Source organism: Zhihengliuella alba (assembly GCF_039538765.1).
In the GTDB taxonomy this organism is placed as follows: domain Bacteria; phylum Actinomycetota; class Actinomycetes; order Actinomycetales; family Micrococcaceae; genus Zhihengliuella; species Zhihengliuella alba.
On record NZ_BAABCJ010000001.1, the window covers coordinates 213,249 to 238,743 of the forward strand.

Below are 25,495 nucleotides of genomic sequence, written 5' to 3' on the forward strand. Positions count from 1 at the left end.
GGTAGCAAGACTCGTCGACATGTCGTCCTCTCATTCCAAACCGTCTCAGATGAGCTGTCAGCGAGCCGGCACGAGCATCCAGTTTACTTGCTCGAACCAGCCCGCTGACGTCGCGGGGCGACGGCACTTGCTTAGCCCACCACACCTGTCGTGTACGCCATGACCACGGCTTGAACGCGGTCCCGAGCCCTGAGTTTCGCCAGCACGTGGCGTACATGCGTCTTCACCGTCGCCTCCGACAGGAAGAGTTCCGCTGCGATTTCGGGATTGGTCCGACCGGTGGCGATGAGCTTGAAGACCTCGAGCTCGCGGGCCGTCAGGGACTCGACGGCTGCGACGTCGTCGTGGTTGGTCTTCGCGTTCGAGCGCAGCATCGGTGCCATATGGTCCATGAGCCGACGCGTCGTCGACGGCGCGATCACTGCGTCGCCTCGGTGCACGGTGCGGACGGCCTCCAGCAGCTCCTCGGGCGGAGCGTCCTTGAGGAGGAAGCCGCTCGCTCCGGCCTGGATGGCCGCCAGCGCGTACTCGTCGAGGTCGAAAGTCGTCAGGACGATGATCCTCGGACCATCGCCGTCGGCCCCGGCGAGCAGACGCTCGGTTGTCTGGATACCGTCGAGTTCTGGCATGCGGACGTCCATCAACACGACGTCTGCCTGCGCCAGCGCGGGCGACCCGAGGGCCTCTCGGCCATTGTTGGCCTCCGCCACGACCTCGAGGTCCGGTTGCGAGTTGATGAGCATGCGGAAGCCGCTGCGGACTAGCTGCTGGTCGTCGACGAGGCCGATGCGGATCACTTCCGCGGAATCAGGGGTGGTCATGCATTCTCCAGATAGGGGATGAAGGCCCGGACGACGAAGCCGCCGCGGGGGAGGGGACCGGCGGACATCTGGCCGCCGTACAGCTCGACGCGCTCGCGCATGCCGTCGAGGCCGCGGCCCGATCCTGCGGTCGAGGCATCGGCCAACGCACCGCGTCCATTGTCGGTCACGCTGACGGAGATGCCGTGCCGTGTCCACTCGACGGTGACCGTGGCGCGCGCGGCGGTGCCCGCATGCTTGACCACATTGGTCAGGGATTCCTGGACGCACCGGTAGACGGCGAGCTCGGCGCCGTTCGGGAGGGCTCGGCGCGGGGTGCCGACTATCTGGAGATCCACCTGTTGACCCGCCAGCCGGACCTGCTCGGCGAGCTGCTCCAGATCGCCTATCCCGGGCATCGGCCTGTACTGCGCCTCTTCCTCGCCCCGCAGGACGCCCAGGAGGCGACGCATGTCTTTCAACGACTCGCGTCCGTGAGTCGCGATGGTCTCCAGGGCCCCGACGGCCACCTCGGGGTTCTCCCGTCCGGCGTAGCGTGCCCCGTCGGCCTGAGTGATCATGATCGAGAGCGAGTGGGCCACGATGTCGTGCATCTCGCGGGCGATCCGGGCCCGCTCGTCGGCCGCCGCAGCCGACCGCTCCGCCGCCTGCTCCCGTTCCAGGCGCTCGGCTCGGTCGTGGAGTGCCTGGAGCGCCACCAGCCTGGTGCGGGCGAGGTCGCCGTACGTCCACACGACGAGCATGCTGAGACCGATAATGACGGTCGACGCGACCAACGAAGCGAAACTGCGGTCTGCGGTTACTCCACCGAAGGCGGCGGACGAGAACGCGGCACCGACCAGGGAGAGACCCAGGCCGCTGAGGGACTCCCACCGTTCCCCGTACTTCGCCAACGTGTAGACGACCACTGGAACGGCGACCACGGACGGGAGGAAACCGGGCAGGAAGGCCAGATGCATCAGACAGGCCAGCACGATCACGCCCGCGCTGATCCGCCGGTGCGAGCGACGCAAGATCAGTGGCAGAGTCTCGGCGCTGGAGACGAGTACCGCGAGTACGGCCTCGTTTCCCGTGCTGGGGCTGCCGGCCAGACCGGCAGTCGCCACGACGGTGACGAACCACAGCATGAGCGCCCCGATGAGGTCCACGATGCGCGGATGCTCTCGGATCCACTGGTCGACCTTGCGGTGCCACGTCATATTCACAAACCTATCGTTTGCGGGCGCCTACGCGAGCAACGGTGGAGCCCGTGCGGCGCAATACGGGCGAGCTCGTTGGCTCTGTCCGGACGTCGCGCCAACGACAGCAGACAGGTGACTATTATTGTCGGAGCTAGTTGTCGACCCTCCGCTCTGAACTCGGTGCGTGGGGGCGGCTGCTGAAACGAAGGAGTCACCATCAAGAGCGTTGTAGTCTACGGCGGTTGTGTCGCGCGGGATAGCTTCGAGCTGCTCAAGAGCGACTTCGACTTGATCGCATACATCGCTCGCCAATCGCTCATCAGTTCGGCAACGCGACCTCTGTCTGTCGCGCCGAGTGCCACTGAGTTGGTCTCGGCCTTTCAGGCGCGTCAGGTTCGGGGAGACATAGCGTCCAATCTCCTTCCTCAACTAAAGAGTTCCGGAGCGGACGCGAACGTTATCCTTATGGATCTGATTGTCGAAAGGCTCGGCGTTCTCCGCTACAAGGGCGGCTACGTGACACGTTCGAACGAACTGATGCGGACGGCCCTCGCAGACCAGCTCGGCGAAGCACCGTGGTTCCGCTTCGGTACGGATCGTCACTGGCACCAGTGGACCGCAGCAGTCGATTGTGTAGCCGGTGAGCTCCGCGACGCCGGACTCCTGGAGAAGGCCTTGGTCCTGAACACGCCGTGGGCCACGCAGACTCGGGCCGGCGAGCCACTCTCGCTGCGCGGCCGATCCAGCGCCGAGTACAACGAGGACTACAAGCCGTTCTATGCCTACATGGAGCAGAGCGGATTCACCGTCGTCGCGATGCCGGAGGAGCTGGCGGTCGGCGACGACGAGCACAAATGGGGCCCGGCCCCGTACCACTACGTTCCCGAGGCCTACGAGTGGATCGCTGCCCAGGTGAGGTACCACGCCGCGTAGGGTTGAGCGCCCGGAGCCGAAAAAATTCCCGTCATATCGTTCGCCATGTGAGACGGAGTGACCATCATGCGGACCTCTTGTCTAACTTTGAAGACATGACGACACGCACCATCGATCTTGCTGTAATCCCGGGCGACGGCATCGGCCCCGAGGTCATCGCCGAGGCCATGAAGGTGATGAAGCGCGCGCTCCAGGACGAGCAGGCGCAGGTCACCTTCACCGAGTACCCGCTCGGAGCCCAGCACTGGCTCGAGACCGGCGAGACGCTCACCGATGAAACGCTGGCCAGCCTCCGCGGCCACGACGCCATCCTGTTCGGGGCCGTTGGCGCCGCCCCGGGCGACACGCGGATCCCCTCGGGATTGATCGAGCGCGAACTGCTCCTGAAGCTGCGCTTCAGCCTGGACCACTACGTCAATCTCCGCCCCTCGAAGTTGTACGAGGGCGTCCCCAGCCCCCTCGCCGCTCCGGGCGACGTCGACTTCGTCGTCGTCCGCGAGGGCACGGAGGGGCCGTACGTCGGCAACGGCGGAGCGGTCCGCTCCGGGACCGACCACGAGATCGCCACCGAGGTCTCGGTCAACACCGCGTACGGTGTCCAGCGAGTCGTGCGAGATGCCTTCGAGCGGGCCTCTAGGCGTCCCCGGAAGAAGGTCACGCTGGTGCACAAGCACAACGTCCTGGTCCATGCCGGGCACCTGTGGAAGCGGACCGTCGAGGCCGTCGCGGCCGACTACCCGGGCATCGAGCTCGACTACATGCACGTGGACGCGGCGACCATCTTCATGGTCACCGACCCGTCCAGATTCGACGTGATCGTCACCGACAACCTCTTCGGCGATATCTTGACCGATCTGGCAGGCGCAGTCACGGGGGGCATCGGCCTCGCCGCCTCCGGCAACATCAACATGGACCGGACGGCGCCGAGCATGTTCGAGCCGGTGCACGGCTCCGCACCGGACATCGCCGGGCAGCAGAAGGCCGACCCGACGGCCGCGATCCTCTCCGCGGCGCTGCTCCTGGATCACGTCGGCCTGCCGGAGGCCGCCCGCCGCATCGAGGAGGCCGTGGAGAAGGACATCACCTCGCGAGCGGAGATGAGCGACGTTCGCGCGACCGCCGAAGTCGGCGATGCGATTGCCGCTCTGGTGGCTTAGGCTGATCCCGTGCCGCCGGTCTCACACGGCGGCCCGGATCGCCCATTCGTGAAGAGAAGGAACCGCGCAGCCCCATGGAATTCGCTCAGAAGCTCTCAGACACCCCCAAGAGCGACGCGGAACGTGCCGCCATTCTGGCCAACCCAGGATTCGGCGACCACTTCACCGATCACACGGCTGTCGTCGACTGGAACTGGTCTGAGGACGGCGGCCGCTGGTCCAACGCGCGGATCGAGCCGTATGGCCCCATCTCGTTGGATCCTGCGGCATCGGTGCTGCACTACGGCCAGGAGATCTTCGAGGGCCTGAAGGCCTACCGCCACGCCGACGGTACCGTCTGGACCTTCCGCGCCGAGGCGAACGCGGAGCGCTTCAACAAGTCCGCCGCCCGCCTGGCCCTGCCGGAGTTGCCGACCGAGGTCTTCATCGACTCCCTGCGCCAACTGGTCCAGACGGACCGCGCGTGGGTTCCGAGCGGGGACGGCGAGGCGCTCTACCTCCGGCCGTTCATGATCGCGACCGAGGCTTTCCTCGGTGTCCGCCCCTCACGCGAAGTCTCCTACCGCGTCATCGCCTCGCCGGCCGGGAACTACTTCGGCGGCGAGCTCAAGCCGGTCTCCATCTGGCTGTCGACGCGCTACGCACGCGCCGGCCGGGGCGGTACGGGGGAGGCCAAATGCGGTGGTAACTACGCCGCATCCCTCGCCGCACAGATGGAGGCCGAGGCCAATGGGTGCAAGCAGGTCCTCTTCCTCGACCCGTTCAACGACAACGCCGTGGAGGAACTCGGCGGGATGAATGTGTTCTTCGTCTTCGACGACGGGCGGATCGTCACCCCGGAGCTCAATGGGAACATCCTCCGTGGCGTGACCCGGAGCTCGGTCATCCAGCTCGCCAAGGATCGCGGGTTGACGGTTGAGGAGCGCAGGATCACGCTGGACGAGTGGCGCAGGACCGCGGAGAACGGACGTCTGCGCGAGGTTTTCGCGTGCGGCACCGCCGCCGTGATCACCCCGATCGGCGAGCTCAAGACCACCGAGGAGTCCATCACGACGCCGTCGCTGCAGGCCGACTCGGTCACCATGAGCATCCGCGAGGAGCTCCTGGGCATCCAGACCGGCACGGCCGAGGACACCCACGGCTGGCTCACCCGCCTCGCCTGAACGGCATCGGTCCGCAGACCAGCGGCTGCGCACGTATTGTAGAGCCCATGCGTATTGCTCGTTTCGTAGTTGATGGTGACCCCATGTACGGCGTGGTCGAGGGAGAGACAGTCTCCGCGATCGCTGGCGATCCCTTCTATCAAGGGATCCAGCCGACCGGACAGCAGTATCCGTTAGACGACGTCCGACTGGTCGCCCCGATTATCCCGCGTTCGAAGATCGTCGCTTTCGGCAGGACCTACCCGAAGCACGCAGAGGAGCTGGGCAACGAGGTTCCGGCGTCACCGCTGATGTTCCTGAAGCCGAACACCGCGGTGACCGGGCCGAACGACCCGGTCACGCTCCCGAGCTTCTCGGAGGAGATCTCCTTCGAGGCGGAGCTCGCCGTGATCATCGGTCGCATCTGCAAGGACGTTCCGCTGGAGAAGGTGCCCGACGTCGTGTTCGGATACACGTGCGCGAACGATTTGACGGCCCGTGATGCCCAGAAGACCGATCCGCAGTGGGGCCGGGCCAAGGGCTGGGACGGCTCCTGCCCGCTCGGTCCCTGGATCGAGACCGATCTGGACACCGACGACATCCGTGTCGTGGGACGGCTCGATGGTCAGACCATGCAGGACGGCACCACAGCCGACATGATCTGGTCCGTGGCCGAACTCGTCGCGTTGGCGTCGCAGGCGTTCACCCTGCTGCCGGGCGATGTCATCCTCACGGGCACCCCGGCCCGCGTCGGCCTGCTGCGCGAGGGGCAGCGCTTCGAGGTCGAGATCGAGGGAATCGGCACGTTGGCCAACACGTTCCGCCGCTGAGCATGCGGACCCTCGGACGTGTCTTCGCGCGTTCCATGCGTGGCGCGGCGCGGCAGCCGCCGGCTTCAAGAGGACACCGGCGGCTGCCGGCCCGGTACGGCTGGGCGATCGCCCTGCTACTGGGCCTGGGAGCGCGCGTCAACCACCACCTCGGCGGACCGCAATGGGCCACCGCGGTGCTGATCACCGCAGCGGTGGTCGTCGCCGTCGTGTTGTTGGTCCGCCGTATCGCGGCGGCCACCCGCAGGCGACGCTAGCCGGCCAGTGGCTACAATCGAGGCATCATGACTAGCCCCAGCACACTGCCCACAGTGACCGACGAAACCCCCGTCCGCGTGCGCTTCTGCCCGTCGCCGACGGGAACGCCACACGTAGGACTCATCCGCACGGCCCTCTTCAACTGGGCCTACGCCCGGCACACGGGCGGCAAGATGATCTTCCGCATCGAGGACACGGACGCCGCCCGTGACTCCGAGGAGAGCTACGAGCAGCTCCTCGACGCACTGCAGTGGCTGGGCATCGACTGGGACGAGGGCGTCAACGTCGGCGGACCGCACGCCCCGTACCGGCAGTCGCAGCGCGACGACATCTACCAGGGCGTCATCGAGAAGCTGAAGGCGGGCGGCCACGTCTACGAGTCGTTTTCGACGCCGGAGGAGATCGAGGCCCGCCACCGGGCCGCCGGCAGGGATCCGAAGCTCGGCTACGACAACTACGACCGCGCGCTCACCGCTGACGAGATCGCCGCCTTCCGCGCCGAGGGCCGCGAACCCGTCCTCCGGGTGCGGATGCCCGATGACGACATCACCTTCACGGACCTCGTCCGTGGCGAGATCACCTTCAAGGCCGGCTCCGTCCCGGACTTCGTCGTCGTCCGCGCCACCGGCAAGCCGCTCTACACGCTGGTCAACCCCGTCGACGACGCCCTGATGGGGATCACCCACGTCCTCCGCGGCGAGGACCTGCTGTCCTCCACTCCGCGGCAGATCGCGCTCTACCGCGCACTGATCGAGATCGGCGTCGCCGAGTACATGCCGCTCTTCGGCCATCTGCCGTACGTCATGGGCCAGGGCAACAAGAAGCTGTCCAAGCGGGATCCCGAATCCAGCCTGTTCCTGCACCGTGAGCGCGGCTTCATCCCGGAGGGGCTGCTGAACTACCTGTCCCTGCTGGGGTGGAGTCTCTCCGCCGATGAGGACATCTTCACCCGCGAGCAGCTGGTGGAGGCCTTCGACGTCGCCGACGTGCTGTCCAACCCGGCCCGGTTCGATCTGAAGAAGGCCGAGGCGATCAACGGCACCCACGTGCGGCGGCTCGCGCCCGAGGACTTCCGCGACCGACTGGTCCCGTACCTCCGCGCCGCCGGTCTGGTGGGGGAGCATCTCACCGAACGGCAGTTCGAGATCCTCGCCGAGGCCGCTCCGCTGGTGCAGGAGCGCATCGGCCTCCTGGGCGAGGCCCCGGACATGATGGCCTTCCTCTTCCTCGCCGACGACGAGCTCACCGTCGCCGACGATGCGCTCAAGGGAATGCCGGAGAACCTCCTCGAGGTTCTGGAGAAGTCGATCGCAGCGCTCGAGACGCTCCCTGCCTGGGATGCGGAGAGCATCGAGGCCGCCCTCCGGGGAGCTCTCGTCGACGACCTCGGGTTGAAGCCGCGGAAGGCCTTCGGCCCGGTGCGGACCGCCGTGTCCGGGCGCCGGATCTCGCCGCCTCTGTTCGAGTCCATGGTGATCCTCGGGAGGGACTCGTCTCTGGCCCGCCTCACGGCCTTCAGGACCGGGTTCCTCACGTCTGACTAGGGAGTAGTGCGGATCACATGCCGCCGGGCCGGATCCTGTTTTGGATTTTCGGGCAGGCTCGGGTAAAGTATTTATCCGTGCCGAGGGGCAGGAAAAGAGGTTCCCAGAACTTCCGGACCGGTCGCCTCGGTGGCATTGGGATATGGTGTAATTGGCAACACGACGGTTTCTGGTTCCGTTATTCTAGGTTCGAGTCCTGGTATCCCAGCGACGAGAGTTCGCAGCAACTCTCTTCAAACGCGGTTCTCGCTCACTTCGAGCGCTGAATCGCTTGCGTTCGGCCCCATCGTATAGCGGCCTAGTACTCCGCCCTCTCACGGCGGCAACGCGGGTTCGAATCCCGCTGGGGTCACGAGCGCAATGTTCCATCCGGCCAGTCGGAGACTGCATCGGTGTCACGTTGCGCGCAACTAGGGCCCCATCGTATAGCGGCCTAGTACTCCGCCCTCTCACGGCGGCAACGCGGGTTCGAATCCCGCTGGGGTCACAACCAGGTCCCGGGAGCCACGGCTCCCGGGACCTTCCTCGTTAACCCACCGGTTTAGGGCAGGATAGAGGGCGTGAACGCATTGGACGCAGCGCACGTGGCCGTCGCCGTCGAGACCCTGACGGCGGCGCAGCGCGAACTGATCGAGAGCCGCCTGCCCTTGGACACCGGTGGAAGGGCTGTAGGCGAGCTCGCACGGGGGCGTGCCGTCGGCCAACTGCGCGATCACGTACTGCCGCGCTACCAGAGCCTGGACGCGCCGCTGCTCGCCGTCGTCGGCGGCTCCACCGGCGCCGGCAAATCGACGCTGGTCAACGCTCTCGTGGGGCATCCCGTGACCAGGGCCGGAGCCATCCGCCCGACGACTCGACAGCCCATTCTCCTGCACCACCCCGACGAGGCCGCGTGGTTCCACTCGACGCGGATCCTGCCCGAACTCGAACGGATCGTCGGGCGCCGTCGCGACGCCCCGATGAAGGGCAGCGGGCCCGTCGGCCAGCCGCCGTCGGTCGCGGACCCGTACGAGGTCCGTTCCGACTCCTTGGTCCTCCTGGCCGAGGAAGCGATACCTCGGGGGATCGCCCTGCTCGACGCGCCGGACATCGACTCGATCGCCGACGAGAATCGTCGCCTCGCCGGACAGCTGCTCGCTGCCGCCGACCTCTGGCTGTTCGTGACGACCGCCAACCGGTACGCCGACGCCGTCCCCTGGGAACTGCTCGACGAGGCCGCTGGCCGCGATATCACCGTCGGAGTAGTCCTCGACCGCGTCCCCGAGGGCGCGGCAGCGGAGATCCGGCCGCATCTGCAGTCCATGCTGACCGGACACGGGCTCGCCCAGGCTCGCCTCTTCGTGGTCCAGGAGAGCCAGGTGGACGAGCACGGCATGCTGCCGCGTACCGCCGTCGAGGACATCGCCTCGTGGCTGGAGGCCCTTGCCTCGGATGCCGCCGAGCGCGCCCGAGTGGCGGGCCGCACCCTGACGGGAGCCGTCGAACAGATCGCCGGACTCGCCGAGGAGGTCCTCGCCGCCGAACAGGAGCAGCTCGAGGAAGCCCGCCATCTGATCGACGTCGTCGCCGGAGCCTTCGACCAAGCGCGTTCCGAGGTCAGCGAGGCGGCACAGGACGGGACGCTGCTGCGCGGCGAAGTGCTGGCGCGGTGGCAGGACTTCGTCGGCACTGGAGAGTTCTTCCGCTCCCTCGAATCGACGATCGGTCGGATGCGGGACCGGATCGGCGCCTTCTTCACCGGGCGTCCCGTGCCCGTCAAGGTCGTCGAAGAGGCCATTGAGACGGGCCTTCACGCCGTCATCGTGGACTCCGCAGCCCGCGCCGTCGAGACCGTGCAGAGGTCGTGGCGCTCGACACCGGCCGGGCGCGAGCTCCTCCAGGACGCCGAACTCGCGCGCCTCTCGAGCGGATTCTCGGACCGGGCAGCTGCAGACGTCCGGGCGTGGCAGACGGACCTGATGGAGTTGATCCGCACGGAGGGGGAGGGAAAGCGGTTCGCCGCGCGCATGGTCTCCTTCGGGGTCAACGGTGTCGCCGTTGCTCTGATGGTCGTCGTCTTCGCCTCTACGGCGGGACTCACCGGCCTCGAGGTCGGAATCGCCGGTGGCTCCGCCATCGTCGGGCAGAAGCTCCTGGAAGCGATCTTCGGCGAGGAGGCCGTCCGCCGGCTCGCCAGGAAGGCGAGAGCGTTGCTGGAGGAGCGGATCCAGGTCCTCATGGACTCGGAGGCGGAGCGTTTCAGCGCCCGGCTGGGCACCGTCCGGGCTCCTGCGGAGGTTGACCGGCTCCGGGTGGCCGTCGCCGAGGTCAGGACCCTCGTCGCGACCCGGCCCGGCCGGGCGCCGCAGACAGGAGACTCGAGCCGTGGCTAAACGCGAGAAGGCGGTGCACGCTGCGACCAGCGAGCTCGACGACGGTCTGGCCTGTCTCCGCGAAGCGGTCGAGGCCGGTCGAGGACGGGTCTCGGACGCGGCGATCGAGCGCGCGGGGGCCGTCGTTGACAGTGCGCAGTGGCGACGTCGCCTGTCGGCGGATCACACCGTCGTCGGATTCTTCGGGGCCACGGGCTCTGGCAAGAGCTCGTTGTTCAACGCGATCGTGGGCGTGGAACTGGCTCGGACGGCGGCCACCCGCCCGACGACCAGCTACGCGTTGGCCGCCGTTTACGAGCACCAGGGAGCCGTCGTCGCCGATGCGGGCGAACTGCTGGACTGGTTGCAGGTCCAGGAGCGTCTTGTCGTCTCCGACGCGGCAGAGGCCGAGGCTCCCCGGCGCAGCGCTCTGGGGCGGTGGTGGCGAGGTGACTCGGCCGGGCCCTCGGGCGGACTGATCCTCCTGGATCTGCCCGACTTCGATTCGACCGCTCGGGAGCACCGCGAGATCGTGGAGCGCATGGCCGGCCAGGTGGACGTGCTCGTCTTCGTCCTCGACCCGCAGAAATACGCCGATGCCGTGGTCCACCAGGACTTCCTGCGCCGGCTCGCGACTCACGACGCGGTCACGCTCGTCGTCCTCAATCAGGTGGACCGCCTCGCCGAGGCCGAGGCGGAACCGGTCCTCGCATCGCTCTCCGCGCTGCTCGCCGCCGACGGGATCCGACACCAGCGCCTTCGCGCCGTCTCAGCCGTCACAGGCCAGGGAGTGGATGAACTCCGCTCGGACATCAGGGCGATCGTCGATCAACGCACGGCGGCTCAGGCGCGTTTGCTCGCCGACGTGCGTCAGTGCGCGGGCCACCTGGGCACGGACGCGCCCGAGCGAGAGCTCGCCATGCCCGGCCCTCAGCAACGGGAAACGCTGGCCTCCGGCCTGTCCGCGGCCGTCGGCGTCGAGACCGTAGTCAGAGCCGTGCAACGGTCGTACCGCTTGGACGCCATCGGATACACCGGCTGGCCACTCACGAAGTGGGTGGCGAAGCTACGTCCCGACCCACTGCGGCGCCTGAACCTCAAGACGGCGGAGATCAACCCCGAGATGAATCGCACGTCCTTGCCGATCCAGGGACCAGCCCAGCGGGCCATGACGGATGGCGCCGTCCGCCGTTTCACCGAGCAAGCTTGCACTGAGGCCCCGCCGGTCTGGCAGACTGCGATTCTCGACGCCGGCCTTCGGTACCGGGAGGAGCTGCCGCAGCAGCTGGACCGTGCCATCGCCGGAACGGAACTCGGGGCCAATGCCAGGTCCTGGTGGTGGTACGTCGTGGCCCTTGTCCAATGGATCGCGCTGACCGTGGCGCTCGCGGGTGCCCTGTGGCTCCTCGGTCTCGGCGCGGCCTCCTACCTGCAGTTCGATCTGCCGCCGGCGCCAAATGTGGAGGGCTTCCCGGTTCCGACGCTGATGATCGTCGCGGGCCTGTTGGCCGGAGTCGTTCTGGCGGTCGCCTCATCGGTGATCGCGCGCCTCGGCGCTGCCCTGAAGGGTCGAAGAGTACGACGGCGGCTTCACGCCTCCGTGGCAGAAGTCGCCGAGCGCTCGGTCGTCGAACCAGTGCGCCAGGAGGTCGAGCGCTGCAATAGGTACCGCTCCGCGGTCGCTCGCGCCGGAGGACGACGATGAGCGCCGGATTCACCGAGCACGAACTGATCGAGACCCTGCTCCGCGGCTACCGCTCGGCGAAGCCGATCCTGGGCCCGGGCGACGACGCTGGAATCCTCGCAGTGCCGGATGGACGCCTCGTCACCACGGTGGACACGATCACCGAGGACCAGGACTTCCGCAGAATCTGGCCCTGCGGTTACCGAACCACCGGATACGACGTCGGGTGGAAATCCGTCGCCCAGAACCTGTCAGACATCAACGCCATGGGGGCGCGGCCGACCGGGATTGTGACCAGCCTCAGCCTTCCGGCCGACATCGGACTGGACTGGGTCGAGTCATTCGCCGCCGGCGTCACGGACTCCATCGATCAGCTCGGCGCACACGACTGCGCGATCATCGGCGGCGACGTGGGCCGAGGGCGTGAGATCTCGGTGACAACCACAGCTTTCGGCTCGTTGGACGGTGGAGAGCCGGTCCTGCGGTCCGGCGCGAAACCGGGGGATATCCTGGCGGTGTGTGGCACTCTCGGGCTAGGTGCCGCTGGCGTTGACCTGCTAGACCATCGTAGCTCCGGACGACATGAGTCGGAAGTGATGGGTCAGCGGATATCCGACTCGTCGCCCGAGCCTGTGTACAGTGTGGCGCTCGCCCAATTGCGGCCTCGCCCCCCTATTGGTGCCGGGCCATCCGCTCGGATGGCAGGAGCACGCGCCATGCTTGATATCTCAGATGGTTTGATCCAAGACGCTGCGCGTGTCGCGGAAGCCTCCGGCCTGTGTATTCATTTGCAGTCCGTTGCCTGCGCCGAACCCCCGGAGCTGACCCAGGTTGCGCAATATCTCGAGGGAGATGCACGGCGTTGGGTATTCACCGGCGGCGAGGACTTCGCTCTGCTTGCAGCCTTCGATCCAAGGCCGGGTCCTCCGCCCGGATGGCGGCATGTGGGATGGGCGGAGACTGGTCGCGGCGTCCGGATCGATGCGCAGCCAGCACAGTCGTGGTTGGCGGAAAATCTCGATGGCTTGCGCCCAGGGTGGGACCCGTTCGCCTGAGAGAACTCAGGCAAACGCCCTACAGAGTGCGTTCCAGCTCGGGCCTTGTTCGATGCCGGCTCTTGCCCCGTGTCCCCGCCTTCGGCAGGCTTCGCGAGAGCTTCTTGGCCCGCGACCGCGTTCACTATACGATGACCGGGGCCCGTGGCTCATGTGGGTCGGATTACGATCATGCGCACCTTCGTGCGGTGTTTGCTCGTCTGTGTCCGTAGATGCCGGCAGTCCTGTCGAGGAAGTGGAGCCCTAATGCCAGGAGTTTTCGTTTTCGGGAGCTGCGTATCACGAGACACGCGCGCCTTCCTCGACGAGGAATGGGTGCTGACGGGATATGTAGCACGGCAAGGGTTCCTCAGCGCGACATCGGGAAGAACTACGTTGCGCGGACAGCCCGATCTGTCTTCGCCGTTTCAGCGACGTTGCCTGGAATGGGATCTGGGCGGGGAGGCCCTCGATCTCATCGAAGCGGAGGCCAGGCGTACTGACATTGTCCTCGCCGACCTGGTGGATGAGAGGCTGGGAAGCTATCAGGCCCCTGACGGAACGCATGTGACGAACAGTTGGGAATTTGGCTGCAGTGGCCTTCTGTCCCAGCAGGCCGATCCTCTCAAGCTCGTCGAGTTCGGGTCAGAACGGCACTTTGAGCTTTGGTCGCAGGCCGCCTCGACTGTGCTGGAGCGTCTGGATGCTCTAGCACTTCGAACGCTAATTCTCGCACCGGATTGGGCGGAGGTCAGCGACGAGGGAAAGCACCTCGGCTACCGCGGGAGCTCGATCAGTGAGTGGAATGCTAAGTACCGACGCTACTACGAGCGGTGCGCGGACTTGGGAGCTGCCGTGATTCGACCGCCAGAGAGCTTGGCTGTGGCAGCCACTGGACACAAATGGGGTCTGGCCCCGTACCACTACATCGACAGCATGTACGAGTACATCTGCGAAGAGATCACTGACTTCATGCGTATCTCTCAGTGACCGCTCGCCAGTCGTGACTTCCCTGCCGCGTTCTTGATGTGTTCACCGAAGTGTCTATACGCTTGTTCCGTGAAGTGAAACGGGGCGAGGCCCCACTGATGGTCCACGTCGGCGCGGGCGAGTTGGTCATCGAGACGAACGACGGGATGGCCCTCGGCCTCCAACCAAGCGTAGTAGCGTTCAAACGCACTGTTGAACCACGTGACCGGGCGGCCTCGATAGGTCTCGAGCTTGGGGTGAGACATACCGGACGCGGTCGTCCTAGCCCACTCCGGAGCCAGAATCACGTAGGGGACTCCCGCGTTCCGGATGGCCGCTAATACTAGTTCGGCGGCATCGGTCCAAAGTGCGAAATGAGCGTCAGTCCCAAATTCCACTGCGGGTAAAGTAGAGGGTTGCTGAGCGACAAGATTGCTTTGTTCCAGTTCCCAGGACTGCGTCACGTAGGCACCATTGGGCGTTCGGAGAATGCCGGTGCGCTCAGCCAGTAGATCGAGAACCACTACGTCCGTAGTCGATATGTGGCCGGCGAAGATCTCCAGGGCATTACCTTGGATATCCCGTTCGAGGCACTTTCGCTGGAATGCCGACTGCAGATCCACATCACCCACGAGTTCTGCGGCCCCAGTGGCAGCGCTGATCCAGCTCTGCCTCGCCACGTATTCAGTCAGCGTCCAGTCAGGACCCATCCTCGAATAGGTGTCCCGGCCTACGCATCCACCCCAGATGAACAACTTGGGCATTTCGATTCGTCTCCGCCTTCTACGAGTCGCCTGGAGCGATGATTGCCGCCGGGCCACGACGGGTCCGACGCCAACACCCTACCAATGCCCGACGGCGCTCCGCTTCAGGAGAGCGGCTTCACGTCGCGCGGATCATTTGCAGGCATCAGACCGCAGACCGCGAACGCTGGTTCCTTAGAGTTCTCTGTGAGTTGGGTGACAGCGGCGCGCTTCGATGCGTCTCCCTAGCCCGGCTCGAAGAGCGCTGTGAGAGACTGTGCAGTGTCCGGATCCGGGGGGAGTCAATCCAGATTCGCGGTACTTCTGTGCGTACCGGCTGTAACGAAGGAATTTCCCAGAACGAATGCTGAACTATTCAGATGCGCTAGCCGACCTCTTCAATCGCTCGTCGAAACCGATCTATGGAAAGCAATGGGACGATTCCAAGCCGACCATTGCCGTCGTCCTTGACGAGTTCTCGACGCGATGCTTCGAGGGTATCGCGAACCTCGTTCCAATCGGAACTCAGGATATTGAGAAGGCTCTTGACTTCTTCGAGCCGGATCTGCTGCTCTGCGAATCGGCATGGCGCGGAAACAACTATTCATGGCGCTACCGCTTCGCGCGCAATTCGGGACCCGACCCCAAAGTCGAGGAACTCGTGCACGCAGCCCGCTCCCGCGGCATCCCTTCTGTCTTCTGGAACAAGGAGGATCCTCCGCATTTCGACGAGTTTAGTGAGACGGCCGCCCTTTTCGACTACATCTTCACCACTGAGGCGGGTGTCGTTGAAAGATACAAAACTCTAACCGGTCGTTCGAATGCTTATGTCCTTCCATTTGCAGCGGCACCGGAGATCCACACGCCGCGTCGCGGCGAGGGCTACCGAGCGGGCGAAGTCGCCTTCGCTGGCCAGTATTTTGCGCACAAGTTCCCCGAGCGCCGTACGCAGATGGAATATCTCTTCCCAGCTGCGGCGAAATTCAAGTTCGACATTTACTCGCGAGAGCAGAATGGCGATCCGAACTATCAATTCCCAGATCGCTATCAAAATCTGATTTGCGGATCCCTTCCGTATGAGGAGATGGTTCATGCGTATCGACGCTACCGGATATTTCTCAACGTCAATTCCGTGCCCCAGAGCGAATCAATGTGCGCCCGTCGAATTTTTGAGTTGAGCGCATGCAAAACCTTGGTTCTTTCAAGTCCATCGAACGCAATTTCCCGGTTCTATTCGGATGGCGAGGTCTTGCAGTCTGCAACAAAGGAGCGGGCGATTGAACTGCTAGAATCGGCGATCAACGACGACTATTTCCATGAGCGGACGGCACATAGGGCGTGGCGTGTGACGATGCGTCGACACACGTACGCGGACCGACTGGAATATATCTTGAGTGTTACGACCAAATCTGGGGGCGAGATCGATTCGACCGCACCTTCCTACGACCTCCACGGACCGCGTGAATTCTCCTACTTGGCGTACGTCGACCTTGATACGGAATGCTCCGGAGAGCAGGACATTGAACGGCTCATCCGAGAGATCTCCGAGCAGTCCGTTCCGCCGAGAGGCATCATCTTCGGCAAAGGGGCTTCGGCCGAGGCGGACGGCCCGCTCTTGACGCGCCAGGCAGCTCGCCAGGGCTTGCCGGCGGTGGAGCTCGCCGGAAACGAAGGCACATTCGCAGTTTCCTTTACGACGGGCATGTCTTATGGGGCAGGCTTCGCAGAGGATCTCTTCCTTTGTTCACGGCAGCAGCCGGAGGCCTTTTTTGGCAAGACAGAGCTATTCGACGGGACGAGGATTGCTGGCTGTCGGCCAGAGTCCACCGTGCCAACTGTCCTCAGAGGTACGGTCGCTGCACGTCGACTGGAAGACCTCGTCCGTCTCTACGATTCGTCCTCTCGCGGTACCCGTCCAATGGAATTACCCGCGGACGGATATTCGGTAGACCGTTTTAATTGTCTCGCAACAACGTCTGCCATCCTCGAAGACAACGATTGGAAGATCTGAGCCCGTGAAGTTTCTAATCTTCGACGGAATCCTTGAAACGCATGTGGCGAGTTCCTTGGAACGTGCTCTCCGCGCCCGAGGCCATGAGGTCAGCTCGACCGGGAAGATCGGCCACGGTTTCAAGTTTCTGACGGATTCAAGCCAGCTTGCCCCTGTAAACGCCGCCATAGATGCAGCCATCGACAGCAGACCCGACGTGATCTTCGTTTTCCGTCCGGCCAGCCTTCCCTATCCCGAGCTCCGTCGCCTTAAGGGCTCGGGAGCGACTCTGATTGCTTGGCTCTCGGACGACCCAGTTCTTTGGAAGTTGTCCTACGGCCCGATTGTCGATTTGTATGACTTAATCCTGCACTGCGGCAATGAGACAGTCCTCAAATTTTATGAGGAGAAGCATGGCCGACCGACGGGCGTGAATTTCCCGTTCTGGACAGACGGCGTGAGTTTCCCGTACGTGTATGGAAGCAGGGCGCCCGAGAGCGATGTCATGTTTCTGGGGAACGTTAACGATCAAGTCCGTCGTGATCGCTACTTCAGCCTCTCGAGCCTCGACCTTGATTTGAGAATTCACGGAAATGTCGGCACCGACTACAATAAAGTGTGGGGCGGGTATCTGGACTCAGATAGGGAAGTCGTGGACGCCGGTGCCCGGACGAAACTTGCGATCAACATTCCGCAGTACTTCCAAGACCATCGAGGGCTCGAAACATGGTTCGATGGACTGGCGGAGCTAGGGTTCTTCGAGTTCCCGAGTCGCGTGATCCAGTACGCGGCGATGGGAATTCCACTCGTGTCCTTCGTTCCGGAGGGCGCCTCGCTGCCGACGTTCCCTGAGATCTTCTGTGTCTCGGACGCGCGGGAAGCCGAAGCAACGGCCAAGGATCTGCTGAAAAGTGGTGAACTGTCGGCGATCAGTCAATCCGTGCGCCGACGGTTCGAGGCGAACTTCAGTGCCGCTTCGCGTGTTCTGGCGCTCGAATACTTGCTGCAAAGCGACGACTGGCGCGCGCTCGACGTCGTGGGGCGGGCCCGCTTGTTCACAGAATTTGATGGTTCAACGCTGGAACGACAGGTCTGGGAGCAGTCAGACACCGCGAGTGGTTCATTGACTGGTGCCCCTCCGTCGGTCGGCCTCCAGCGTGAAGCGCCAGAGAACTATTCGCTCGGGGGCGACGAACGGATCGATGCCGCTTTAGTCAGCCACTTTGACTCGGCACCTCTTCCGGTCGAGAAACTTAATATTGCCTTGGTAGGCACAGGATGGGGGGATCACCTCTCCACTCTGAACACGACTCGACGCGGACTGGAGAACCTTGGCCACGAGGTCACCCCCGTCAACCCATATAACTTCCGTCAGTTCATCACGCCGGATCCTATGGGGGAATTCTCCGGCATTGTCGACCTCAGTGGCCTCTATGATCACTTCCAGACCAAACCGGATGTGTTCTTGTTCGTCGGTGGCTACTATCTTCCTGCGGCACGAGGCGTAGCGCGGATGCGGGATGCCGAAAGTGTTGAGACGATCGTCCTCGGACTCGAATCAGCGGAATTCACACTCCGAGATGCGCGATTGGTCTCCATTGTGGACCGCGCGTACTTCGTCAATATGCTGACCCCCTCGAAGTTTAGACAACGAGGACTGGAGAATGTCGGCTACTACCCCGATGGGTTCGACCGAAGCTACGTCAGATTACTTATGTTGCAAAAGACCCGATACAAGAGGGTCGGAATATTGGCGCAGCGCGACGCGCATTTCGCTCTGAACAGGCACCTTCTCGAGGATTTTCACGGGTTGGAGACGGCCCGATTCGCTGTCGACAGTGGAGGAAGCCAGAAGCATGGCTTGGCCAATGCGGCACGAATCGCGAATAGCCTGGTTTCAATAGTTCTTCCCGACACCTCGCGTAAGGGCCCTCTGCCGAACAGATTGCTGGGTCACGCGATGATCAGCGGTAGCCTGCCCGTTTTGATGAGAGGCATAGCCCCTGCGGTGATCACTTCGCCGGGCGAGGACTGCCTCGTGATCGGACAACCCGGAGAGCTTCGACTGAAAATTCACCGACTTATGTCAGATGAAGGACGCCTTGAGAATCTTCGCTTGAATTCCATCGAATTCGCTCGACGTCACTTGGCTGTTGAGGAGAATCTGGTCGAAGCTCTAGGGGGAGTCGCATCGGTGGGTGTACGAGCTTGAGGACAGTAATCAGCGAGAAGCACGAATTTTACGGCTTGCCCGAGTACGCGGTCGATGAGATTGACGACATTTCCGTCGTGGCTGGAGCCGCTATATATCATTTGCCGATCGGCGACGGTATGATTCTCAGTTTTGTTTTGCGGGGGCACGGTGCAGAGAGCGACCTCCTCAGAGTCGCACTGCACGGCGCGAGAACGGCCAAAGTCAAATTGCCGTATTTCTTGCGCGTTAATTCCAGTCTCCAGGACCCGTATCCCTTCCTAGCATTTTCCGACCCTACGCTTGGACTGGACAGAGGCAATCTGCTGTCGTGGTATCTCGGTACGCCAAGAGTTGATGTTGACGATTGGATGGAAGCTGTCATTCGCCATGTCGCGTCAAAGATTGATTCGGGCGGTGTCATTTTTGAGGGTTCATCGGGCGGAGGTTTCGCTGCGCTTCGGCTCTCGGCGAGGTTTTCTTCCTCAGTGGCTCTCTGCTTCAGTCCCCAGACCGATACCTTTAATTATCTCGGCGGAGTGTTTGTCAAGAGAGTGGTCAGAAATCTATTCGGTGCCGCTGATCGCGACGTCGTCCAGAGCGCCTATCCTTACCGGTTCTCGGTAATAGACCTTTATCGCGACGGGATGCATCGTAATAATTTAGTCACCTACGCGCAGAACGACGGCGATGATGAACACGTGCGCGACCATATGTCGCCTTTCCTGCAATCGATCGAGTACGACGCTGCGACAGGTCGCAGCAACCTTGACAATTTTGTGTTGGTTCGCGAACACGTAGCAGATGGGCATGGACCTCATCCCATAACGCGCTGGAATGAGCTGTTCGAAGAGAGCGTGCAGAGACTCCGACGCCACATCATGGCGGCAGACCCGCTGCCACCGGGGGCGGAGCCAAGTTGCGACCGCAGAGGTCAGGTGGGGCTGTCCGGGGTCGATCGGGCAGATTCTGCCGATGCACCCGAGAATATTGGCGATGGTGCGACTCCCATGCCAGTCGTCGCGCCGACCGACTTCTCGGACGGGCGTCTGGCATTTCGGGTGTACCCGCCCAAAGACCACGCAACGGCTTCACGGACGCTGGTGGCTTTCCTGCACTCTGTCGTCGACCCAACCGTTCATCCGCATCCATTCCTCGATTCCCCGCTCCGGCCACGTGAACTCGGAGCCTGGAGCGTAGTGATCCCTGATCCCACGTTTTCGTCCGGTTCCACATTAAGAGTCGGCTGGTACCTGGGACAGGAGTCGTGGGATCCTCTCCTGGACGTTGAGAAGGCACTCTTGCGGGTTGCGGAGCGGACCGATTGCGAGGAGGTCCTCCTCGTTGCCCCGTCGACGGCTGCCATCATCGCGAGCCGTCTCGTAGCACGATCCACAGTCTTCTCCGCCTTGTTCCTCGCCCCCGTCTTCTCCTTGGCTGACGAGGGGCGTGACAGTAAATTCGTTCGCCGTGTCCATGAATCAGCGTTTCCCTCTTTTGCAAGTATTCAGGACGTTGCTCGAAGCGACAGCAGAGCATCGTGGATTCAAATGGACGCGGCGCGCGTCCGAGTTTTTGTCAATTCTTCTTCTCCGAGCTGGGGAGCCGTTGGTTCCGTCGGTCTTGACCAGGTCAATGCTGCGCGGGCATCGTCCGTGCTGCTGCCGGAATCTCGAGAAGGCCTGTTTTCCGGACAACAGACAGCGGCCAATCCTGCCGGAGTGGCTTCGATTATCGAGGAGCATCTGAATGGATGATGTGGTCAATCGAACCAGCGAACTAGCGCGCTTGCTCGGGCTGATTGAATCACCCGCAGACGGGATCGTCCTGGTTGGAGACTTTAGAGAAAAATTCTCCTTGGTTCGCCTGTTCTTCAATCGAGTGCTAGCGGAGCTGGGAGCCACACCATTCATTACGGAGCCAACGCAAAGTTTGCCGAGTCCAGCGGCTGGGGAAACAGACTTCGCCGACCTCCGGGCGATTGAGCGTTTTGATCGCGTCTTGTGGGTAGTAGAAGACTGGACGTTATTTCGACTCGAGCTGCTTGAGGCTGTTGCCAACAAGGTTCGCTTGGAAGTGGTCGACCTCTCGTTCTATCCTGATGAAGAGAGGCGATTGCGTCTGGAAGACGCTGGAGCAGACTATCGGCGGGGGGGCATGGCGGATCTCGTGCCTGCGGCGCAATTGACCGATTTGCTAGGGGGCGTTACCCGCCGGACTGTGAAGAAGGATATAGCGCTCGTGACGAGTGAACTTCTTCCCAGGAAAACGGAGTCACTGATCGAGCATTGGAACGCGACGCTCGGTTCAGGCAGGGCACTCAGAAGATACGTCAATCCGTCCACCACGGATTTCGTCCGACTGTTGCGAGACTACGAGCGATTGGTTGTACCCGAAGCGAGCGCGGAGCGACCTGTCGGTTGGGATTTGCTTCGGCGTATGGCCTCCGCAGCCGGGGTTGAGATCGACATTGGACTCCCTGGCCCTCCGTCTTCCCGGCTAGCTTCTGAAAAAGTGGCGATTGCGGGCAAGCCCGGCGACAGCTGTGCCCTCGAATCGCGGCCCATAAGTACACGACGTTACGTCATGCTCTGTGGGTGGTTCGGCGCCGCCAATCTCGGTGACGAACTCATTCTCGAGGAAACACTCACCGTCATCTCCGAGGAACGCCCGGATCTCGTTCCGGTTGTCCTCAGTGTCGATCCCGAAGGAACCTCACAACGTCATGGGGTTTCGGCGCTGGGTCGTGAGCAACTGGATGAGATGCAGTTTGTCCTACAGCATTGTGCTGCGCTGGTCTATGCGGGTGGGGGGCTGTTCCAAGACTACGACTTCGAGGAACAGGGGGCTCTCCGTGGTCTGGTCACGGGAGCGCGCGGTTCAATTCTGGGCTATGGAGCTTATGCACGACTTGCACGAGCCTTCGATGTTCCCGTTCATTTCTACGCACAGGGAGTCGGCCCGCTGCGGAGCGCTGACGCCCAGCGGGCGTTCCGCGAGGCTATTCACGGTGCCGCCTCATTCTCGGTCCGCGATGAAGCTTCCGCAAGGCAGACGTCTATTGTCTCCTTCGGTGCGGAGCCTTCCGTAGTCGTGGATCCTGTTCTCGCCTCTGCCACCCGCATCGATTTCGAGGAATCTTCGAAGCATGGTGGCATCGCGATTAATCTGCGTCCGTGGCCCTTCGCGGACGATACTCAGATCCGGAGCTTGCTGCGTCAGGCGTGCAAAGTCGCGGAAGACCGCGGTACCTTTATTCGCGGTGTACCCCTCTCGCCGGAGGATGCGGCCTACCTTGGTCGCTTGAAATCGGATCTGACGAGTGCGGGATACAAGGCGGTTGAGGGCCTCGAGATCTTGGATCCCGTCACGACCGGCCGTGATATGGCAGGTGCACTTGAAGATGTCGTGGCGGCGGCGGGCATGCGTCTGCATTTTTGTGTCCTCGCGTCGAGCCTGGGGATAAGCACTCTTGGACTCTCCTATGACCCCAAGGTCACGTCGTTTTTCGAGGAGATGTCGATTGGCTCTGTCGTCGACGTTGACGCCTTGGATGGAGGGGAGGTCGCACGACTCTTGGCGAATTCAACGGCCGGGTCCCGTCAATTATCGGAGCTCCGTCAGGTGTGTCTGTCCAGAGGGCGCGTGGCTATCCAGCAGATGCGTGGCTTCTGGCGTTCGCTCCCTTCAGCGTAGTTTCCCTTTTTATTCACTGTCTCGTTCGTCGCTTCGCTGTTGAAGGGCTCGGCTGAGCTGCGTCGCAGTCTGAACGACGTCGTCCGCATAGAGCTTGCCTGGCTGACGCGTCAGGCGTTCGATCGGGCCGGAGATGGACACGGCAGCGATAACGCGTCCATTCGGGCCCCGCACCGGCGCAGAGACGGATGAGACGCCGGGCTCGCGTTCGCCGAGGCTCTGCGCCCAGCCTCGGCGGCGCACACCCGACAAGATAGTGGGGGTGAACCTCGCCCCGTCCAAGCCGTCGAGCAGCCTCTGGTGGTCTTCCCACGCCAGGAGCACTTGGGCTGCCGAACCGGCCTTCATCGAGAGCTGCGTGCCGACGGGGATGGTGTCGCGGAGGCCGACTGGGCGCTCAGCGGAGGCTACACACACTCTGCTATCGCCCTGACGCCGGAAGACCTGCGCGCTCTCGCCGGTTTGATCTCGGAGCTGGATGAGAAGCGGTCCAGCTGCAGAGATCAGGCGATCTTCGCCCGCCGCTGAAGCGAGCTCGACCAGACGGCTGCCCAGAATGAACCGGCCATGGATGTCCTTGCCCAGCAGACGGTGGTGCACCAGAGCTTGCGCCAGACGGTGCACGGTCGGTCTGGAGAGCCCCGTCGCCGACACTAACTGGGCCAGCGTCGTCGGCCCGGCCTCCAGAGCATCGAGGACCATAGCGGCCTTGTCCAGCACGCCCACACCACTCGAGTTGTCCATGGATTGATATTAGCGTCTCGGAATATGAGACACCAGCCCTCGTGCTAGCCACTCCCGGTCGGCGGTGGTTTGCTTGAATCATCGGCAATTTTCTTGTCATGGAGGAAGCAATGATTGATCGGGAGAAGCCACAAACGCTGGCTGAGAAGGTATGGGCGGACCACATAGTCCGTCGCGGTGAACGGGCGGGGGACGCACAGGAACCGGATCTGCTCTACATCGATCTCCACCTGCTTCATGAGGTCACCTCGCCGCAGGCGTTCGAGGGGTTGCGCCTCGCCGGACGCAAGCTCCGTCGGCCCGACCTGACCATTGCCACGGAGGACCACAACACGCCGACGCTTGAGATCGACAAGCCGATCGCCGACCCGACGAGTCGGACCCAGATCGAGACGCTGCGGGCGAACTGCGCGGAGTTCGGTGTGCGCCTGCACTCTCTGGGCGACAAGGAACAGGGAATCGTCCATGTGGTCGGCCCGCAGCTCGGACTCACCCAGCCTGGCATGACCGTCGTCTGCGGTGACTCGCACACGTCCACGCATGGCGCCTTCGGGGCCCTCGCCATGGGAATCGGCACATCAGAGGTCGAGCACGTCATGGCAACGCAGACGTTGTCCCTGAAGCCCTTCAAGACCATGGCGATCAACGTCGAGGGAACGCTCAAGCCGGGCGTCACCTCGAAGGACATCATCCTGGCCGTCATCGCCAAGATCGGGACGGGTGGCGGACAGGGCTACGTGCTCGAGTACCGCGGTTCGGCGATTCGGGCCCTGTCCATGGACGCTCGGATGACCATCTGCAATATGTCGATCGAGGCGGGCGCCCGCGCCGGCATGATTGCACCTGACGAGACGACCTACAGCTACATCAAGGGTCGTCCGCATGCCCCGCAGGGGTCGGAGTGGGAGTCTGCCGTGGAGTACTGGGAGTCTTTGAAGTCGGACGACGGTGCGGCCTTCGATGCGGAGGTCCACATCGATGCGGATGAGCTGGAGCCCTTCGTCACCTGGGGCACCAACCCAGGGCAGGGTGTTTCGCTCTCCGGACGTGTGCCCGCGCCAGAGGATTTCGCCGATGAGGGCGACCAGCAGTCGTGCGCCCGTGCGCTCAAGTACATGGATCTCGTCGCCGGCACTCCGATGAAGGAGATCGCCGTCGATACCGTCTTCCTCGGATCGTGCACCAACAGCCGCATGGAGGATCTCCGGGCCGCAGCCGACATCATCCGTGGACGGAGGAAGGCCGACAGCGTCCGCATGATCGTGGTTCCCGGTTCGGCTCGTGTCCGGCTCGAAGCGGAAGCGGAGGGGCTCGACAAGGTCTTCAAGGAGTTCGGGGCTGAATGGCGCTTCGCCGGCTGCTCCATGTGTCTGGGAATGAACCCTGACCAACTCGCGCCGGGGGAGCGGTGTGCCTCGACGTCCAATCGCAACTTCGAGGGCCGCCAGGGCAAGGGCGGGCGCACTCATCTGGTGTCGCCTCTTGTCGCGGCGGCCACGGCGATCCGCGGCACGCTCAGCTCTCCCTCCGACCTTCCGCCCCTCGTCAGCGCGGCCCAGGCAGCATAAGGAGTCACCGTGGAAAAGATCATGACCCATACCGGCATTGGCGTCCCGCTGCCGCAGAACAACATCGACACCGACCAGATCATCCCGGCGGTCTACCTCAAGCGGGTGACGCGCACGGGATTCGAGGACGCCCTGTTCGCGGCGTGGCGCCGCGACGAGAACTTCGTGCTCAACCAGGAGCCGTACCGCGAAGGGTCGGTGCTGGTGGCCGGACCGGACTTCGGCACCGGCTCGTCCCGCGAGCACGCTGTCTGGGCGCTCAAGGACTACGGATTCAAGGCCGTGGTCTCGTCTCGCTTCGCGGATATCTTCCGTGGCAACGCGGGCAAGCAGGGACTCGTGGCGGCCCAGGTGGCCCAGCCCGATGTCGAGCTCCTCTGGAAGGAACTCGAGAACAATCCCGGGACGGAGATCACCGTGGATCTGGAGAGCCGCATCGTCGCGTGCGGCGCGATCAGCGTGCCCTTCGAAATCGACGACTACACGCGGTGGCGTCTCATGGAGGGGCTCGACGACATCGGCCTCACGCTCCAGCAGGAGGACGACATCGTGGCCTATGAGCGGACCCGACCGGACTTCAAGCCCAAGACCCTGCCCGCCCGCACCTGATCCAGCAAGCAGGCGACCAGGCATGGCGGCCGCGCTCGACGTGATCCGAG

At 63.4% G+C, this 25,495-nt stretch carries 19 protein-coding genes and 3 tRNA genes; 18 read left to right on the forward strand and 4 right to left on the reverse strand.

Going from position 1 to position 25,495, the window contains the following annotated elements; translation table 11 throughout:
* Nucleotides 1–131: 131 nt before the first annotated feature.
* Both ABD784_RS00975 and ABD784_RS00980 read right to left on the reverse strand, forming a co-directional pair.
* Nucleotides 132–821 carry a response regulator transcription factor gene (locus ABD784_RS00975; protein ID WP_344878668.1) on the reverse strand — a complete coding sequence of 230 codons (690 nt, stop codon included), beginning with the start codon at nucleotides 819–821 and terminating at the stop codon, nucleotides 132–134.
* Nucleotides 818–2,020 carry a sensor histidine kinase gene (locus tag ABD784_RS00980; RefSeq protein ID WP_344878671.1) on the reverse strand — a complete coding sequence of 401 codons (1,203 nt, stop codon included), beginning with the start codon at nucleotides 2,018–2,020 and terminating at the stop codon, nucleotides 818–820. Before ABD784_RS00980 ends, ABD784_RS00975 begins: the two co-directional genes overlap by 4 nt.
* Before the next feature lie 198 nt (nucleotides 2,021–2,218).
* Between ABD784_RS00980 and ABD784_RS00985 the strand changes: the two genes are divergently transcribed.
* The 12 genes from ABD784_RS00985 (at nucleotide 2,219) to ABD784_RS01040 (ending at nucleotide 13,925) form a co-directional block, all read left to right on the forward strand.
* A complete protein-coding gene (locus tag ABD784_RS00985) occupies nucleotides 2,219–2,935 on the forward strand; it encodes a DUF6270 domain-containing protein (protein ID WP_344881222.1) in 717 nt (238 codons plus the stop codon).
* 95 nt (nucleotides 2,936–3,030) lie between these two features.
* Entirely contained in the window at nucleotides 3,031–4,092 is a 1,062-nt protein-coding gene (locus ABD784_RS00990; protein ID WP_344878673.1) for a 3-isopropylmalate dehydrogenase, read from the forward strand.
* Nucleotides 4,093–4,166: 74 nt separating this feature from the next.
* The gene (locus tag ABD784_RS00995; RefSeq protein ID WP_344878676.1) at nucleotides 4,167–5,255 is read left to right on the forward strand and encodes a branched-chain amino acid aminotransferase; all 1,089 of its coding nucleotides are present in this window, start codon (nucleotides 4,167–4,169) and stop codon (nucleotides 5,253–5,255) included.
* Between the two features lie 47 nt (nucleotides 5,256–5,302).
* Nucleotides 5,303–6,064 (forward strand): fumarylacetoacetate hydrolase family protein, encoded by a 762-nt coding sequence (locus tag ABD784_RS01000; protein WP_344878678.1) that lies wholly within the window; start codon nucleotides 5,303–5,305, stop codon nucleotides 6,062–6,064.
* Between the two features lie 284 nt (nucleotides 6,065–6,348).
* A complete protein-coding gene (gltX, locus tag ABD784_RS01005) occupies nucleotides 6,349–7,866 on the forward strand; it encodes a glutamate--tRNA ligase (protein WP_344878681.1) in 1,518 nt (505 codons plus the stop codon).
* 136 nt (nucleotides 7,867–8,002) lie between these two features.
* Nucleotides 8,003–8,074, forward strand: a tRNA-Gln gene (locus tag ABD784_RS01010).
* A gap of 71 nt (nucleotides 8,075–8,145) precedes the next feature.
* Nucleotides 8,146–8,218, forward strand: a tRNA-Glu gene (locus tag ABD784_RS01015).
* Nucleotides 8,219–8,280: 62 nt separating this feature from the next.
* A tRNA-Glu gene (locus tag ABD784_RS01020) sits at nucleotides 8,281–8,353 on the forward strand.
* Nucleotides 8,354–8,426: 73 nt separating this feature from the next.
* On the forward strand, nucleotides 8,427–10,238 hold the full coding sequence (locus ABD784_RS01025; protein ID WP_344878684.1) for a dynamin family protein: 1,812 nt from the start codon (nucleotides 8,427–8,429) through the stop codon (nucleotides 10,236–10,238).
* Nucleotides 10,231–11,922 (forward strand): dynamin family protein, encoded by a 1,692-nt coding sequence (locus ABD784_RS01030; RefSeq protein ID WP_344878687.1) that lies wholly within the window; start codon nucleotides 10,231–10,233, stop codon nucleotides 11,920–11,922. The genes ABD784_RS01025 and ABD784_RS01030 overlap by 8 nt, the downstream gene beginning before the upstream one ends.
* The gene (gene thiL, locus ABD784_RS01035; protein ID WP_344878690.1) at nucleotides 11,919–12,956 is read left to right on the forward strand and encodes a thiamine-phosphate kinase; all 1,038 of its coding nucleotides are present in this window, start codon (nucleotides 11,919–11,921) and stop codon (nucleotides 12,954–12,956) included. Before ABD784_RS01030 ends, thiL begins: the two co-directional genes overlap by 4 nt.
* Nucleotides 12,957–13,202: 246 nt before the next feature.
* The gene (locus ABD784_RS01040) at nucleotides 13,203–13,925 is read left to right on the forward strand and encodes a DUF6270 domain-containing protein (RefSeq protein ID WP_344878693.1); all 723 of its coding nucleotides are present in this window, start codon (nucleotides 13,203–13,205) and stop codon (nucleotides 13,923–13,925) included.
* Here ABD784_RS01040 and ABD784_RS01045 read toward each other — a convergent pair.
* Nucleotides 13,919–14,668, reverse strand: a complete 750-nt coding sequence (locus ABD784_RS01045) for a DUF6270 domain-containing protein (protein WP_344878696.1) — start codon at nucleotides 14,666–14,668, stop codon at nucleotides 13,919–13,921. The two genes, ABD784_RS01040 and ABD784_RS01045, sit on opposite strands and share 7 nt — an antisense overlap.
* Nucleotides 14,669–15,011: 343 nt before the next feature.
* On the opposite strand from ABD784_RS01045, the gene ABD784_RS01050 reads away from it, so the two are divergent.
* The 4 genes from ABD784_RS01050 to ABD784_RS01065 are packed head-to-tail and all read left to right on the forward strand — an operon-like array spanning nucleotide 15,012 to nucleotide 22,524.
* Nucleotides 15,012–16,658: a CgeB family protein gene (locus ABD784_RS01050; protein WP_344878699.1), complete on the forward strand. Its 1,647-nt coding sequence runs from the start codon at nucleotides 15,012–15,014 to the stop codon at nucleotides 16,656–16,658.
* 4 nt (nucleotides 16,659–16,662) lie between these two features.
* The gene (locus tag ABD784_RS01055) at nucleotides 16,663–18,849 is read left to right on the forward strand and encodes a glycosyltransferase (RefSeq protein ID WP_344878702.1); all 2,187 of its coding nucleotides are present in this window, start codon (nucleotides 16,663–16,665) and stop codon (nucleotides 18,847–18,849) included.
* A gap of 35 nt (nucleotides 18,850–18,884) precedes the next feature.
* Nucleotides 18,885–20,585, forward strand: coding sequence for a hypothetical protein (locus ABD784_RS01060; protein ID WP_344878705.1), 1,701 nt, complete (start codon nucleotides 18,885–18,887; stop codon nucleotides 20,583–20,585).
* Nucleotides 20,578–22,524: a polysaccharide pyruvyl transferase family protein gene (locus ABD784_RS01065; protein WP_344878708.1), complete on the forward strand. Its 1,947-nt coding sequence runs from the start codon at nucleotides 20,578–20,580 to the stop codon at nucleotides 22,522–22,524. Before ABD784_RS01060 ends, ABD784_RS01065 begins: the two co-directional genes overlap by 8 nt.
* A 9-nt stretch (nucleotides 22,525–22,533) precedes the next feature.
* Here the strand turns inward: ABD784_RS01065 and ABD784_RS01070 are convergent, their stop codons facing one another.
* The gene (locus tag ABD784_RS01070; RefSeq protein ID WP_344878710.1) at nucleotides 22,534–23,268 is read right to left on the reverse strand and encodes an IclR family transcriptional regulator; all 735 of its coding nucleotides are present in this window, start codon (nucleotides 23,266–23,268) and stop codon (nucleotides 22,534–22,536) included.
* A gap of 98 nt (nucleotides 23,269–23,366) precedes the next feature.
* Between ABD784_RS01070 and leuC the strand changes: the two genes are divergently transcribed.
* Both leuC and leuD read left to right on the forward strand, forming a co-directional pair.
* Nucleotides 23,367–24,836: a 3-isopropylmalate dehydratase large subunit gene (gene leuC / locus ABD784_RS01075; protein WP_344878712.1), complete on the forward strand. Its 1,470-nt coding sequence runs from the start codon at nucleotides 23,367–23,369 to the stop codon at nucleotides 24,834–24,836.
* Between the two features lie 9 nt (nucleotides 24,837–24,845).
* Nucleotides 24,846–25,445, forward strand: coding sequence for a 3-isopropylmalate dehydratase small subunit (gene leuD / locus ABD784_RS01080; protein WP_344878714.1), 600 nt, complete (start codon nucleotides 24,846–24,848; stop codon nucleotides 25,443–25,445).
* The last annotated feature ends 50 nt before the right edge of the window (nucleotides 25,446–25,495 follow it).